13 protein-coding genes are annotated in these 14,454 nt (G+C 69.9%); 11 read left to right on the forward strand and 2 right to left on the reverse strand.

The features are described 5' to 3' along the window. Positions 1 to 20: 20 nt before the first annotated feature. The 9 genes from ACFC1W_RS03975 to ACFC1W_RS04015 all read left to right on the forward strand — a co-directional run bounded on the left by ACFC1W_RS03975 (position 21) and on the right by ACFC1W_RS04015 (position 10,355). Positions 21 to 869, forward strand: a complete 849-nt coding sequence (locus ACFC1W_RS03975; protein WP_375988885.1) for a nitrilase-related carbon-nitrogen hydrolase — start codon at positions 21 to 23, stop codon at positions 867 to 869. A 123-nt stretch (positions 870 to 992) separates the two neighbouring features. Beyond that, positions 993 to 2,426, forward strand: coding sequence for a dihydropyrimidinase (hydA, locus tag ACFC1W_RS03980; RefSeq protein WP_375988887.1), 1,434 nt, complete (start codon positions 993 to 995; stop codon positions 2,424 to 2,426). Positions 2,427 to 2,460: 34 nt separating this feature from the next. Then, positions 2,461 to 3,477, forward strand: coding sequence for a TIGR03842 family LLM class F420-dependent oxidoreductase (locus ACFC1W_RS03985; protein ID WP_375988890.1), 1,017 nt, complete (start codon positions 2,461 to 2,463; stop codon positions 3,475 to 3,477). Continuing rightward, positions 3,474 to 4,424 (forward strand): ABC transporter permease, encoded by a 951-nt coding sequence (locus ACFC1W_RS03990; protein WP_375988892.1) that lies wholly within the window; start codon positions 3,474 to 3,476, stop codon positions 4,422 to 4,424. Before ACFC1W_RS03985 ends, ACFC1W_RS03990 begins: the two co-directional genes overlap by 4 nt. Next, positions 4,424 to 5,278 carry an ABC transporter ATP-binding protein gene (locus tag ACFC1W_RS03995; RefSeq protein ID WP_375988894.1) on the forward strand — a complete coding sequence of 285 codons (855 nt, stop codon included), beginning with the start codon at positions 4,424 to 4,426 and terminating at the stop codon, positions 5,276 to 5,278. The genes ACFC1W_RS03990 and ACFC1W_RS03995 overlap by 1 nt, the downstream gene beginning before the upstream one ends. After that, positions 5,275 to 6,087, forward strand: coding sequence for an ABC transporter permease (locus ACFC1W_RS04000; protein ID WP_375988896.1), 813 nt, complete (start codon positions 5,275 to 5,277; stop codon positions 6,085 to 6,087). The genes ACFC1W_RS03995 and ACFC1W_RS04000 overlap by 4 nt, the downstream gene beginning before the upstream one ends. Positions 6,088 to 6,175: 88 nt before the next feature. Further along, entirely contained in the window at positions 6,176 to 7,330 is a 1,155-nt protein-coding gene (locus ACFC1W_RS04005; protein ID WP_241112985.1) for an ABC transporter substrate-binding protein, read from the forward strand. A 121-nt stretch (positions 7,331 to 7,451) separates the two neighbouring features. Continuing rightward, positions 7,452 to 8,768 (forward strand): aspartate aminotransferase family protein, encoded by a 1,317-nt coding sequence (locus tag ACFC1W_RS04010; RefSeq protein ID WP_375988898.1) that lies wholly within the window; start codon positions 7,452 to 7,454, stop codon positions 8,766 to 8,768. A 54-nt stretch (positions 8,769 to 8,822) separates the two neighbouring features. Then, a complete protein-coding gene (locus ACFC1W_RS04015) occupies positions 8,823 to 10,355 on the forward strand; it encodes a CoA-acylating methylmalonate-semialdehyde dehydrogenase (RefSeq protein ID WP_375988900.1) in 1,533 nt (510 codons plus the stop codon). Positions 10,356 to 10,427: 72 nt separating this feature from the next. Here ACFC1W_RS04015 and ACFC1W_RS04020 read toward each other — a convergent pair whose 3' ends face one another. Both ACFC1W_RS04020 and ACFC1W_RS04025 read right to left on the reverse strand, forming a co-directional pair. Next, positions 10,428 to 11,390, reverse strand: a complete 963-nt coding sequence (locus ACFC1W_RS04020) for a diacylglycerol/lipid kinase family protein (RefSeq protein ID WP_375988901.1) — start codon at positions 11,388 to 11,390, stop codon at positions 10,428 to 10,430. A 227-nt stretch (positions 11,391 to 11,617) separates the two neighbouring features. After that, positions 11,618 to 12,103 carry an Lrp/AsnC family transcriptional regulator gene (locus tag ACFC1W_RS04025; RefSeq protein WP_375988903.1) on the reverse strand — a complete coding sequence of 162 codons (486 nt, stop codon included), beginning with the start codon at positions 12,101 to 12,103 and terminating at the stop codon, positions 11,618 to 11,620. Positions 12,104 to 12,221: 118 nt separating this feature from the next. Here ACFC1W_RS04025 and ACFC1W_RS04030 point away from each other — a divergent pair, with 118 nt between their 5' ends. Both ACFC1W_RS04030 and ACFC1W_RS04035 read left to right on the forward strand, forming a co-directional pair. Further along, a complete protein-coding gene (locus ACFC1W_RS04030) occupies positions 12,222 to 13,634 on the forward strand; it encodes a DUF6421 family protein (protein WP_375988906.1) in 1,413 nt (470 codons plus the stop codon). Beyond that, positions 13,627 to 14,313, forward strand: a complete 687-nt coding sequence (locus ACFC1W_RS04035; RefSeq protein WP_375988908.1) for an SDR family NAD(P)-dependent oxidoreductase — start codon at positions 13,627 to 13,629, stop codon at positions 14,311 to 14,313. The genes ACFC1W_RS04030 and ACFC1W_RS04035 overlap by 8 nt, the downstream gene beginning before the upstream one ends. Positions 14,314 to 14,454: the final 141 nt, after the last annotated feature.

The following is a 14,454-nucleotide window of genomic DNA, read 5'->3' on the forward strand; positions in this document are numbered from 1 at the left end:
CGAGCACGGACGGAGACAACATGACGACGGTACGAGCGGCTATTTCGCAGACTTCCTGGACAGGTGACAAGGAGTCGATGCTCGATAAGCACGAGGGATTCGCGAGGGATGCCGCGGCCCAGGGTGCGCAGGTCGTGTGCTTCCAGGAGCTGTTCTACGGGCCGTACTTCGGCATCACGCAGGACAAGAAGTACTACCGCTTCGCGGAGCAGGCGGACGGGCCGATCGTGCAGCGCTTCGCGTCGGTCGCGAAGGAGCTCGGAACGGTCATGGTGCTGCCGATCTACGAAGAGGCCGAGACCGGCGTGTACTACAACACCTCGGTGCTGGTCGACGCGGACGGCAGGATCCTCGGCAAGTACCGCAAGCACCACCTGCCGCACCTCGACCGGTTCTGGGAGAAGTTCTACTTCCGTCCGGGCAACCTCGGCTACCCGGTGTTCGACACCGCGGTCGGGCGGATCGGGATGTACATCTGCTACGACCGGCACTTCCCCGAGGGATGGCGCGAGCTCGGCCTCGCCGACGCGCACATGGTCTTCAACCCGAACGCCACCAAGCCCGGGCTGTCGAACCGGCTCTGGGAGGTCGAGGGCCCCGCCGCCGCCGTCGCGAACGGCTACTTCGTGCTGCAGCCGAACCGCGTCGGGCGCGAGGACAACGAGTACGGCGACCTCGCCGTCGACTTCTACGGCACGAGCCAGGTGATCGACCCGCGCGGCAACTTCGTCGGCGAGCGCGGCTCGGGCGACAGCGAGGAGCTGCTCGTGCGCGACCTCGACCTGAACATGGTGCAGGAGATGCGCGACGACTGGCAGTTCTACCGCGACCGCCGGCCCGACTCCTACACCCGGATCGCGAAGCCGTGATGCCCGCGATGCCTGCGATACCCGCGAGCCCTCTCACCCCCTGCTCCCCTGTCACGAAGTGTCGTCGAGGACGACAGTTCGTGACAGGCGAGCTTCGGGCCTCGACGAAGAAAGAGGACTGACATGACCACCACACTCATCACCGGCGGAACCGTCGTGTCCGCCACCGGCCGCAGCCAGGCCGACGTGCTCATCGACGGCGAGACCATCGCCGCCGTGCTGGCACCGGGCTCGCAGCTGCTGGGAACCGACCTGTCGACATCGGTCGACACCGTCATCGACGCCACGGGCAAGTATGTGATCCCGGGCGGCATCGACGCGCACACGCACATGGAGCTGCCGTTCGGCGGCACCGCTGCGTCCGACACGTTCGAGACGGGCACGCGGGCCGCGGCGTGGGGCGGGACGACGTCGATCATCGACTTCGCCGTTCAGAAGTACGGCGAGCGCGTGCAGGACGGACTGGCCGCCTGGCACGAGAAGGCCGCCGGCAACTGCGCGATCGACTACGGGTTCCACCAGATCATCGGCGGGGTCGACGACGACTCGCTCGCCGCGATGCGGGGCCTCCTCGACGAGGGCGTCTCGAGCTTCAAGCTCTTCATGGCGTACCCCGGAGTGTTCTACTCCGACGACGCGCAGGTGCTGAAGGCGATGCAGGTGTCCGCCGAGACCGGCCTGCTCACGATGATGCACGCCGAGAACGGCCCCGCCATCGACGTGCTCGCCGCGCAGCTGGCCGAGGCCGGCAAGAAGGCGCCGTACTACCACGGCATCGCCCGGGCCTGGCAGATGGAGGAGGAGGCGACGCACCGCGCGATCATGCTCGCCAACCTCACCGGCGCGCCCCTGTACACGGTGCATGTGAGCGCCAAGCAGGCGGTCGACCAGATCGCCTGGGCGAGAGACCAGGGCTGGAACGTCTTCGGCGAGACCTGTCCGCAGTACCTGTACCTGTCGCTCGAGGAGCAGCTCGGCGGGTTCAGCGAGGAGTGGGGCCAGTTCGAGGGCGCGAAGTGGGTGTGCTCGACGCCGCTGCGCAGCCGCGACGAGGGCCACCAGCACCACATGTGGCAAGCGCTGCGCACGAACGACATCCAGATGGTCTCGACCGACCACTGCCCGTTCTGCATGAAGGGCCAGAAGGAGCTCGGACTCGACGACTTCCGCGCGATCCCCAACGGGATCGGCTCGGTCGAGCACCGCATGGACCTCATGTACCAGGGCGTCGTGACCGGCAAGATCACCCTCGAGCGCTGGGTAGAGCTCACGAGCACGACCCCGGCCCGCATGTTCGGTCTGTACGGACGGAAGGGCGTGATCCAGCCGGGCGCCGACGGAGACGTCGTCGTGTACGACCCGAATGGGCACACGACGATCTCGGCGGCATCCCACCACATGAACATGGACCACTCCGCATGGGAGGGATTCGAGATCGACGGCCATGTCGACACCGTCATCTCGCGCGGCAAGGTCGTCGTCGACGGCGGCGCCTACCTCGGCGCCAAGGGCGACGGCCGGTTCCTCACGCGCGGCCTGTCGCAGTACCTCATCTGACATCGCCGATCGAGGAGCGGAGCGTATCGAGATCATGGACTTCGGAGTCGTCCTTCAGACCAACCCGCCCGCCGCGCGCACCGTGCAGCTCGCACAGCTCGCGGAGGCCCACGGCTTCAGCCACGTGTGGACCTTCGACTCGCACCTGCTGTGGGAGGAGCCGTACGTCATCCACTCGGCGATCCTCAACGCGACCAAGCGCGTGACCGTCGGTCCGTTCGTGACGAACCCGGCGACCCGGGACTGGACGGTGACGGCATCCGTCTTCGCCACCCTCAACGAGCTGTACGGCAACCGCACGATCTGCGGCATCGGACGGGGCGACTCGGCGGTGCGCGTGACCAACGGCAAGCCGGTCACGATGTCGGAGCTGCGCGAGTCGATCCACGTGATCCGCGAGCTCGCGAACTCGCGGCCGGTCGAGTACAAGGGCGCCACCCTGCAGTTCCCGTGGAGCCGCGGGTCGGAGCTCGAGGTCTGGGTCGCCGCATACGGCCCGCTCGCGCTCAAGCTCACGGGAGAGGTGGGCGACGGGTTCATCCTGCAGCTGGCGGATGTCGACATCGCCGCGTGGATGATCAAGACGGTGAGGGATGCCGCGGCCGCCGCCGGCCGCGACCCCGACGCCATCTCGTTCTGCGTCGCCGCGCCGATGTACATCGGAGACGACTGGCATCACATGCGCGAGCAGTGCCGGTGGTTCGGCGGGATGGTGGGCAACCACGTCGCCGACATCGTCGCGAAGTACGGCGAGCACGGCGCCGTGCCCGACGCGCTCACCGACTACATCGCGGGACGCCAGGGGTACGACTACAACACCCACGGCAAGGCCGACAACGACCACGTCGACTTCGTTCCCGACGAGATCGTCGACCGGTTCTGCATCCTGGGCACCGCCGACGAGCACATCGCCAAGCTGGAGCAGCTGCGCGCCCTCGGCGTGACCCAGTTCGCGGGCTACCTCCAGCACGACAACAAGGAGGAGACGATGCGGGTGTACGGCGAGACCGTCATCCCCGCGCTCTCGGCCCACGTCACGGCGAAGGCATGACGAGCACCGCCGGCATCGAGACCCAGATCGCCGCGCCGGGCGATCCGGCTCATCCGGCGCGCGCCCCGCGTCCGCGCCCGCGCCGCTCCGGTCTCGCGTGGCTGTGGGGGATCGTCGGCGTCGCGGCGGTCGTGATCGTCTGGGAGCTGTACAAGTGGCTCGCGCCCGAGGACGGCGTGGTCGTCGCCGGGCTGCGCATCCTGCCGCGCACGACCGACCTGGCCATGCCCCACGTGTGGGTGATGGTGGGCCGGCTGTTCGAGCCCGTCACCCGGCAGGAGGGCGCTCCGCCGCTGTGGGGCGTCATCGCGCTCGGCGCGCTGACGACCCTGGGCATCGCGGCGGTGGGCTGGGTCGTCGGGATGATCGTGGGCTTCGCGTTCGCCCTGCTCATGCAGCGCTGGCGCCTCGCCGAGTGGGGCCTGCTCCCCTGGATCATCCTCAGCCAGACCGTGCCGCTCATCGCGTTCGCGCCGATCGTCAAGAGCTGGGGATCGCGCATCGAGATCGGCGGCTGGGAGTGGCAGGACTGGATGTCGGTCGCCCTGATCGCGTCGTACCTCGCCTTCTTCCCGATCGCCGTCGGGGCCCTGCGCGGCCTGCAGTCCCCCGATCGCATCCACACCGAGCTCATGCACACCTACGCCGCCGGGTACTGGCCGACGCTCGTGAAGCTGCGACTGCCGGCATCCGTCCCCTACCTGCTCCCCGCACTGAGACTCGGCGCGGCGAACGCCGTCATCGGCGCGGTCGTCGCCGAGGTCTCGACCGGACTGCAGGGCGGCATCGGACGCCTGCTGATCCAGTTCGCCGGCCAGGCGTCGGGCGACCCCGCGAAGGCCTGGAGCCCGATCTTCGGCGCGGTCGCGCTCGGCCTGGTCGCGGCGGGCTCCGTGGCGCTGCTGGGCGTGTTCCTGAAGGACTACCGACGAGGAGAGGCGGCCTGATGACCGATACGGCGACGAGCGTGGAGCCCGTGACCCGGGCGGCCGCGGTGAGCGTGCACGGGGCGTCGAAGGTGTTCCCTTCGAAGGCCGGCGACGTCACTGCGCTCGACGGCATCGAGCTCACGGTCGCCGAGGGCGAGTTCGTCTCGCTCATCGGACCATCGGGATGCGGCAAGTCGACGCTGCTGCGACTCATCGCCGACCTCGACGCGGCGACGGCGGGCACGGTCGAGGTGTTCGGCAAGCCCGCGCATCGCGCCCGGCGCGACCAGGACTACGGCATCGCGTTCCAGCAGGCCGGGCTCCTCCCGTGGCGCACGGTCGCCGCGAACATCGCCCTGCCGCTCGAGCTGCACGGCGTCGGGGCCGCCGAGCGCAAGGAGCGGGTCGCCCGGCTCGCCGAGCTGGTGGGTCTGTCGGACTTCGCCGACCGGCATCCCGATCAGCTCTCCGGCGGCATGCAGCAGCGCGTCGCCATCGCGCGCGCCCTGGCCGAGCAGCCGCGACTGCTGCTGATGGACGAGCCGTTCGGCGCGCTCGACGAGATGACCCGCGAGCGCATGCAGGCCGAGCTGTCGCGCATCGCCGCGGAGACGGGCGCCGCCGTGGTGTTCGTGACCCACTCGATCCCGGAGGCGGTGTTCCTGTCGGATCGTGTGGTCGTCATGTCGCCGCGTCCGGGACGGATCACCGACGTCATCGAGACGGGATTCGGAGCGGATGCCGCACGCGACGAGTCACTGCGCGAGACACCGGCCTTCTTCGCCAAGGTCACCGCGGTGCGCGAGGCCCTGCACGGCGTGCCGCCCGCGCGACCGGGTGGCGCCGCGCCCCGCGGTGCGGAGGAGCGATGACCACCGTGCGGTCGGCGCCGCGGGCGGGATGGAGCCCGGCCGCCGAGCGGCGCCTGCGGGTGATCGCGCCGATCGTGGTCGGTCTGCTCGGACTCGCGCTGTGGCAGGTCCTGGTGACGGTCGTCGGCGTCTCGGACTACCTGCTCCCGAGCCCCGCGGCGATCCTGCAGCAGCTCGTCGAGTTCTGGCCGGCCATCCTGCAGGCCACCGTCATCACGGGGACGAACGCGCTCCTCGGACTCGTCGTCGGCACACTGCTCGCGATCCTGCTGGCTGCGCTCGCGGCGCGCTGGCGCGTCGTCGACAGGATGTCGGCGCCGATCGTCGCGTCGCTCGCGGTCGTGCCGATCGTGGCGCTGGCTCCGGTGCTCAATTCGATGTTCGGCGCCGACAGCCAGTTCGGCCGCCAGGCCATCGCCGCGCTCGCCGCATTCGTGCCCGTGTTCGTCAACACCCTGCGGGGCCTCCGCCAGACCCGGCCCGTCCACCGCGACCTGATGCACGTGTACGCGGCCTCGGGGTCGCAGACGTTCCGTCTCGTCACCCTGCCCACCGCCGTGCCGTACCTGATGACCGGCATCCGCATCGCGAGCTCGCTCGCGGTGATCTCCGCCCTCGTCGCCGAGTACTTCGGCGGGCCGCGGGGCGGTCTCGGCACGTTCATCGCGACGTCCGCGGCGACGAGCGCCTATGCGCGCGCGTGGGCCTACGTCGCCGCGGCGATCGCCCTGGGTCTCGTCTTCTACCTCGCGACGGCGCTGCTGGAGTGGCTCGTGCTCCGCCGCATCCCGACCGGAGGGGCGCGATGATGCGCCGCCTCGCACGACGTCCTCGCCCCTGCGAGGCCGGCAATGCACCACCGCAGCGACTCCCCGTGAGGGGACGGAAAGGAACGACATGAGACACAGCACACGTCGCGCGCTCGCAACGGGCGCGTTCGCCCTGTCGGCCGCGCTCCTGCTCGCCGGATGCTCCGGCGGCGGGGACAGCCCCGACGCGAGCGGCGACCCGGACAGCGGCGAGCTGACACCGGTCAAGCTCCAGCTCCAGTGGCTGCCGCAGGCCCAGTTCGCCGGCTACTTCGCCGCGATCGATCAGGGGTACTTCGAGGAGGAGGGGCTGGAGGTCGAGATCATCCCGTCCGGCGGCGACATCGTCCCCCAGGACGCGCTGGCCAACGGCGACGTCGACTTCGCGATCGCCTGGGTGCCCAAGGTGCTCGGTTCGATCGAGGCGGGCGCCAACCTCACCGACATCGCCCAGATCTTCCAGCGCTCGGGAACGCTCCAGGTGTCGTGGGCCGACTCCGGCATCGAGTCCGTCGCCGACTTCGAGGGCAAGACGATCGGCTCCTGGGGCTTCGGCAACGAGTGGGAGATCTTCGCGGCCATGGCGGCGGAGGGCCTCGACTCGACCACCGTGCAGATCATCACGCAGGACTTCAACATGAACGCGTTCCTGCAGGGCGACATCGACGCCGCGCAGGCGATGACCTACAACGAGTACGCGCAGCTGCTCGAGACGGTGAACCCCGACACCGGCGAGCTCTACCAGCCCGAGGACTTCAACGTCATCAGCTACGAAGACACCGTCGGCGCCATGCTCCAGGACGCGATCTGGGCCGACACCGAGCGGCTCGAGAGCGACGAGGCGTACGCCGACACGGCGGTCGCCTTCCTGAAGGCCGTCGTCAAGGGCTGGGTGTACGCACGGGACAACCCCGAGGAGGCAGCCCTTCTCACGATCGAGAACGGTTCGGCGTGGGGTCCGAGCCACGAGCTGTGGATGATGAACGAGATCAACAAGCTGATCTGGCCGTCGGCAGACGGCATCGGCATCATCGACGAGACCGCGTGGCAGCGGACCGTGGACGGCGCGCTTTCGGCCGTCAACGAGACCGGTGCCCACCTCATCACCGAGGAGCCGCCGGCGAGCGCCTGGTCGAACGAGTACATCCAGCAGGCGCTGGACGAGCTCGAGGCCGACGGCATCGACCTCACGGGTGAGTCCTTCACGCCCATGGACGTCGTCCTCGAGGAGGGCGGCAACTAGCGGCACCCCGGACGTTTCGTTCGCTTCGCTCGTTCATCGACCGGGATCGTCGGTTGACCCCCGGTCGATGAGCGACGAGCGTAGCGAGGAGACGAATACGCACTCATCCCCAGGAGGACAGATGTCCGACGACCTCGACGCCACGGCGAAGCAGCTCGACCGCGACCACGTCTTCCACTCGTGGTCGGCGCAGGCGGGCCTCGATCTGCCCGTCATCGCCGGCGGATCCGGCACCGTCGTGTGGGACCACGCCGGCAACCGGATGCTCGACTTCTCCAGCCAGCTGGTGAACGTTAACATCGGGCACCAGCATCCCGCCGTCGTCGCGGCCATCCAGCAGCAGGCCGCCGAACTCGCGACGATCGGACCCGCGACGGCCAACCTGGCACGCGGCCGGGCCGCTCAGCGCATCCTCTCGAAGGCTCCCGAGGGCTTCGCGAAGGTCTTCTTCACGAACGGCGGCGCCGACGCGATCGAGAACGCCATCCGCATGGCCCGCCTGCACACCGGCCGCGACACGGTGCTCTCCACCTACCGCTCGTACCACGGCAACACCGGCGCGGCGATCGTCGCGACGGGCGACTGGCGACGGATGCCGAACCAGTACGCCCGCGGGCACGTGCACTTCTTCGGCCCGTACCTGTACCGCACCGAGTTCTGGGCCACCACGCCGGAGGAGGAGTCGGCGCGCGCGCTGCAGCATCTCGAGCGGGTGATCCAGTCCGAGGGCCCGTCGACGATCGCAGCGCTCCTGCTCGAGTCGATCCCCGGCACCGCCGGCATCATGCTTCCGCCGCCCGGCTACCTCGCCGGCGTCCGGGCTCTCGCCGACAAGTACGGCATCGTGCTGATCCTCGACGAAGTGATGGCGGGCTTCGGCCGCACGGGGCGCTGGTTCGCGTTCCAGGGCTACGACGTGGTGCCCGATCTCGTCACCTTCGCGAAGGGCGTCAACTCCGGCTACGTGCCGGTCGGCGGCGTCATCATCTCGGATGCCATCTCGGCGACCTTCGACGAGCGGGTCTTCCCCGGCGGCCTCACCTATTCCGGGCACCCGCTGGCCGCGGCATCCATCGTCGCCTCCATCGATGCGATGGAGAGCGAGGGCATCGTCGAGAACGCCCGGCGGGTCGGCGCGGACGCCATCGGCCCCGGCCTGCGCGAGCTCGAGGCGAAGCATCCGCTCATCGGCGAGGTGCGCGGCGAAGGCGTCTTCTGGGCCATGGAGCTCGTCGCCGATCGGGAGACCCGCGAGCCGGTGGGCGCCGACGTGATCGGAAAGCTGAAGAAGGAACTGACGTCGAGGGGCCTCATGCCCTTCGCCGCCGACAACCGCATCCACGTGGTGCCCCCGTGCGTCGTCACCGACGCCGAGGTATCGCAGGCGATGTCGATCTACGATGAAGCCTTGACGAGCGTCGAAGATGACCTCTTCTGACGCGTGCGCGTCCTCTCACGAGGAGGGCTTCCCAATGAAGGGCAGGAACACACGATGACCGACACGACGACCCTGGAGCGGACCGACCAGTCCACGACGACGATCCTCGAGCACTGGGTGCGCGGGGCCGCCTGGGCCGGCGAGTCCGAGCGGACCGGCCAGGTCTACAACCCCGCGTTCGGAACGGTGCAGAAGCAGGTGCGGTTCGCATCGAAGGCGGACGTCGGAGCCGCGGTCGACGTGGCCTCCGAGGCGTGGGCGCAGTGGCGCGACGCCTCCATCGCCAAGCGCCAGACCGTCATGTTCGCCTTCCGCGAGCTGCTCAACGCCCGTAAGGGCGAACTCGCCGAGATCCTCACCGCCGAGCACGGCAAGGTGCTCTCCGACGCGCTCGGCGAGATCGCGCGCGGCATGGAGGTCGTCGAGTTCGCGTGCGGACTCGGCCACCTGACCAAGGGCGCGTACTCCGAGAACGTCTCGACGGGGATCGACGTCTACACGCTGCGTCAGCCACTCGGCGTCGTGGGCATCATCAGCCCGTTCAACTTCCCGGCGATGGTTCCGCTGTGGTTCTTCTCGATCGCGCTGGCCGCCGGCAACGCGGTGATCCTCAAGCCGTCCGAGAAGGACCCGACCGCCGCGAACTGGATGGCCGCGCTCCTCAAGGAGGCGGGGCTCCCCGACGGCGTGCTCAACGTCGTCCACGGCGACAAGGAGGCCGTCGACGCGCTCCTCGAGCACCCGGACGTGCGGGCGATCTCGTTCGTCGGCTCCACCCCCATCGCGAAGTACGTCTACGAGACGGCGACGGGCCACGGCAAGCGCGTGCAGGCCCTCGGCGGTGCGAAGAACCACATGCTGGTGCTCCCCGACGCCGACCTCGACCTCGCCGCCGACGCCGCAGTGAACGCCGGCTTCGGCTCGGCCGGTGAGCGCTGCATGGCGATCTCGGTCGTCCTGGCCGTCGACACCATCGCCGATGAGTTCGTGCAGAAGGTGTCGGAGCGCATGGCGACGCTGCGCACCGGCGACGGCATGAAGGGCTGCGACATGGGCCCGCTCATCACCGGCCAGCACCGCGACAAGGTGACGTCGTACATCGACGTCGCCGGAACCGACGGCGCGACGGTCGTCGTCGACGGCCGCGACGCCGAGATCGACGGCGACGCGAACGGGTTCTGGCTCGGGCCGACGCTCATCGACAGGGTGCCGACCACCTCGTCGGTGTACACCGATGAGATCTTCGGCCCGGTGCTCTCGGTCGTGCGCGTCGAGGGCTATGAGGACGGCCTCGACATCATCAACTCGAGCCTCTACGGCAACGGCACGGCGATCTTCACGAACGACGGCGGTGCGGCTCGCCGCTTCCAGCGCGAGGCGCAGGTCGGCATGATCGGCATCAACGTGCCGATTCCCGTGCCGGTCGCCTACCACTCCTTCGGCGGCTGGAAGGCCTCGCTGTTCGGCGACGCGAAGGCGTACGGCCCGCACGGCTTCGACTTCTTCACGGCGGAGAAGGCGGTCACCTCGCGCTGGCTCGACCCCTCGCACGGTGGTCTGAACCTGGGCTTCCCCCAGCACGACTGAGCAGGACGAAACGGATGCCGCGGCCCGATGGGTCGCGGCATCCGTCGTCCGCGCGTTCGATCCCCCGGACCGTCACGGGCGCGGCGCGTAGACCCGCAGGGCGTCGGGCACCGCGACGCACCGCAGGCGGAAGCCGGCAGGGTCGCGCTCCTCGAGCTCGCCGTCATGCACGAAGACCGACGGATGCCCCGGCGCGGGGATGACCCGCAGGTCGAGCTCGCGCACCACCCGGCGCTCGATGTCGGCGTCGCGCGGGAAGAGCCGCACCGCGCGGAGCACCGCGGCTGTGCGCTTGCCGAAGGCCAGCGAGGCCAGCGCCCGCACACGCGACCCGCGCGCATGGTGGATGCGCACGTCGAGCTCCGAGGCATCCGCCTCCTGCCGCTGCATCGTCGCGACGCGGTCGGGATCGTTGCGCCCCGCGCTGACGAACACCGACCACACGCGGGCGCGGCGCCCGTCGAGGACGATCGTCAGCGGCTCGGTGCGGCGCAGCGCACTCCACGTCGCCGCGACCCCGCCGAGCCACTTGCCGAGGCTGCTGCGGCGCTCCCGCTCCTCGATCAGCTCGGGATACGCCCCGACCGACACGACATTGAGGACCGTCACCGGCTCGTCGTCGTCGGCCGACGCCTCCGCGACGCCCACCGAGACCGTCGATCCGGCCTCGAGCGCATCGATCGCGACCTCCACGCCGTCGAGGCCGAGCGCGCGGACGAAATGGTTGAAGGTTCCGCCCGGCATGGCGAGCATCGGCCGGTCGTGGCGGCGGGCGAGGTGCGCCATGCGCGACACCGACCCGTCCCCGCCGTAGACCCCGAGCACCTCGGGCGGGGTCGCCGACGCCATGACCGCAGCGACGACGTCGTCGATGTCCTCGCCGTCTGCCAACTCGTGCACGACCGCCTGGGGCAGCCGCTGCGCGAACACCGCGGCCGGATCGGACCGCACCACGGCTGCCCCCGACTGCGCGTTGCGCACGAGGAGCACCCCGCGCCCGCGCGCGTGCTCGCCGATCCCGCTGGACCCCTCCACCTGCCCGACTGTACCCGCGAGGCGCGCCTGCGCCGCCGACCGCGGCCCAGATTCAGGAGACACGCCGCACGCGGCCCCCGCCGCGACCTCCACCCTCGGCGTGTCGCCTGACGGTGGCGCGGCGTGGGCGTCAAAGCGTCGGGCGAAACGCCGCAGCGCGGCCGCTCCGGACCCCTGACACCCTGGTTTCTCCCGACGCTTTGACGGCAGGCGTCGGGAGACCGCGGTCAGGCGGGCAGGATCGGCCGGTTCTCGTAGAAGGTCTGGAGCACGACCGTGGTGCGCGTGTTGACCGAGGCGGCGAGGCGGATGTCTCGGATCAGCGACTCCAGATGTCGGGGCGTGCTCACGCGCACGAAGAGGATGTAGCTCGCATCGCCGGCGATGGAGTGACACGCCTCGATCTCGGTGAGGTGCTCGAGCATCTCGGGCGCGTTGTCGGGCTGCGCGGGATCGAGCGGTGTGATCTCGACGAACGCCGACAGCGGCTTACCGACCGCCTCCGCGTCGATGAGGGCGCGGTAGCCGGTGATCACCCCGCGGGATTCGAGCCGGCGCAGGCGGGTCTGCACCGCCGATACCGAGAGACCTGCGGCGGCCGACAGTTCGGCGAGGGTGGCCCGCGCGTTCAGCGACACCTCGCGCACGATGATCGTGTCGATCGGATCGTCGACGGGTGCCGCCGTCTCGGACGGGGCGTCGGAGCTGAGCATGCGTCGAGGATACCAATGGAGATCGCCGCCGACAGGAATGTTTCCGGCGGTCAGGCGGAAACGCCGGAAGTTCTCCCGTACAATCGGAGGAGTCCACTCGACCGATCGGAGGTTCACCATGCCCACCAGCCCGACTTCTGCAGCGCAGGCCATCGTCGGCGAACCCGAGGTCGTCGAGGACGCCCGGGGCGTCGAGGCCTCGTCCGCCTGGCTCGCGCTGAAGGCCGCCGCGACCGCACTGCAGGACCTGCAGGTCAAGGACGGTTCGATTCCGGATGCCGCGGCCCACCCGCAGGCGCGCGAGCACGTCACGACGATCATCGCGTCGATCGCCGAGCTCGCACCGCGCTTCCCCCACGACGCCGCCTATCTCGAGGCATCCGTCCGCGACTTCGAGCGCTGGATGAGCGAGGGCTTCGGCGTGCCCGACTTCCTCGACTCGCTCGTGGCCTTCCAGCCCCAGCAGCACCGCGTCGACGGCATCCGCCACCTCGTCGTCTTCCCCATGTACACGCAGAACGGATCGTCGGACCGTCACGTCGAGGCCGTCCTCGTCGAGGTCATCTGGCCCGACTTCATCGCCGAGCTCGAGACCGAGTACACCAACAGGCTGTTCGTGTCGCTGCGGTTCCTCGACTTCACGCCGGGCTACGACACCAACAGCGCCGTGCTCTTCCCCGAAACGGTCGCGATGCGCGAGATCCCGTCGTTCACGTGGGGCGCGATCTTCCAGGATCGCGAGGCCGCGCGCTACCGCCGCGTCGTCCGTGCGGCGGCCGAGATCACCAAGCTCGACCTGCCCGCCGACGCCGCGCGCATGCTCGACGACCAGTCGCTGACCGAGAAGACGTTCGTGATGTGGGACATCATCCACGACCGCACGCACATGCGCGGCGACCTGCCGTTCGACCCGTTCATGATCAAGCAGCGGATGCCGTACTTCCTGTACTCGCTCGAGGAGCTGCGCTGCGACCTCACCGCCTTCCGCGAGTGCGTCGCGATCCAGGGCCGCCTGTCGGCCCGTGACGACCTGTCGGCGGCCGAGACCGAGATGCTCGAGCACGCGAAGCTCGTGCAGTACGCGGTGATCTTCGATCGCATCTTCCGGTTCTCGATCACCGGGTCGCGGGTGCGCAACTACGACGGGCTCGGCGGCCAGCTGCTGTTCGCGTGGCTGCACCAGCGCGGCGTGCTGCACTGGACCGACACGGCCCTCGCCTTCGACTGGGACGACGTGCCCGCTGCGGTCGTCGCCCTCGCGGACGCGATCGACGAGCTCTACTGGCGCTCGATCGACCGCCCGAAGAAGGCGCACTGGCTCGCCGCCTATGATCTCGTGCGCGGCACGCTCACGCCCAACCCGGCGTCGGCCTGGGCCCGCGGGCTTCCCGACGAGATCCTCGCCGGCGCGCCGAAGGGCTACACCGACGCGGTCATGGACGACGAGTTCCCGCTGTCGATGTTCTTCGAGGCGCTCGACAAGAAGATGAAGCCGGTCATCGAGTCGACGGCCGGTATCACCGGTGCCTGACGCCGGGGTCGCCGGTCGGCTCGTGCTGATCGCCGGGGCGACCAGCGCCTCCGGTCTCGCGGCAGCCCGCGTCCTGGCCTCGGCCGGGGCGCGGGTCGTCGCCGTCGGCCGGGACGCCGGCCGGCTCGACGAGCTGGCGGAAGCGGCTCCCGGCATCCGCACCGAGGTGTGCGACCTGACCGACGAGCACGATGTCACGGCACTGGCGGAGCGCGTGCACGCCGCCGACGGACCGGTCGACGGGGTGCTTCACCTCGTCGGCGGCTGGCGCGGCGGCGGCGGACTCGCCGGGCAGAGCGACGACGACTACCGGTTCCTCGAGCGGTCGTTCACCGCGCTGCGCCACGTCAGCCGCACGTTCGACGTCGACCTCCGCGGATCCGAGGCGGCCCGCCTGGCCGTCGTCTCGTCGACCGCGGTCGCCCGCCCCCTCTCCGGCGGCGCGAACTACGCCGCCGTCAAGGCCGCGACCGAGGCGTGGACGCGGGCCGTCGCCCAGGGGTTCGCGAAGGCAGCTCGGGATGCGGGCGCACCGCTGGCCGCGGCATCCGTCATCTTCCGCGTCAAGAGCCTCGACGGCCTCGAAGAAGCGCTCGCACAGCGGTTCGCCGACCTCTGGGCGAGCGAGGCCGCCGAGGTCAACGACACCATCGTCGAGCTGACCGACCCCGCCCTCTGACCCGGGCGCACCGGCCGACGTGCCGCGCCACCTGCGTACCGTTCTCAGGACCGCCGCCGAGCCCCCGTCGACCCGGCCGCGGAACCACGCGGTCCCCGCACCCCGACCCGACAGCTCATCCTGAGTCACGACACGCAGCTA

It is taken from the genome of Microbacterium sp. NPDC056003, from assembly GCF_042274785.1.
Lineage (GTDB): Bacteria > Actinomycetota > Actinomycetes > Actinomycetales > Microbacteriaceae > Microbacterium.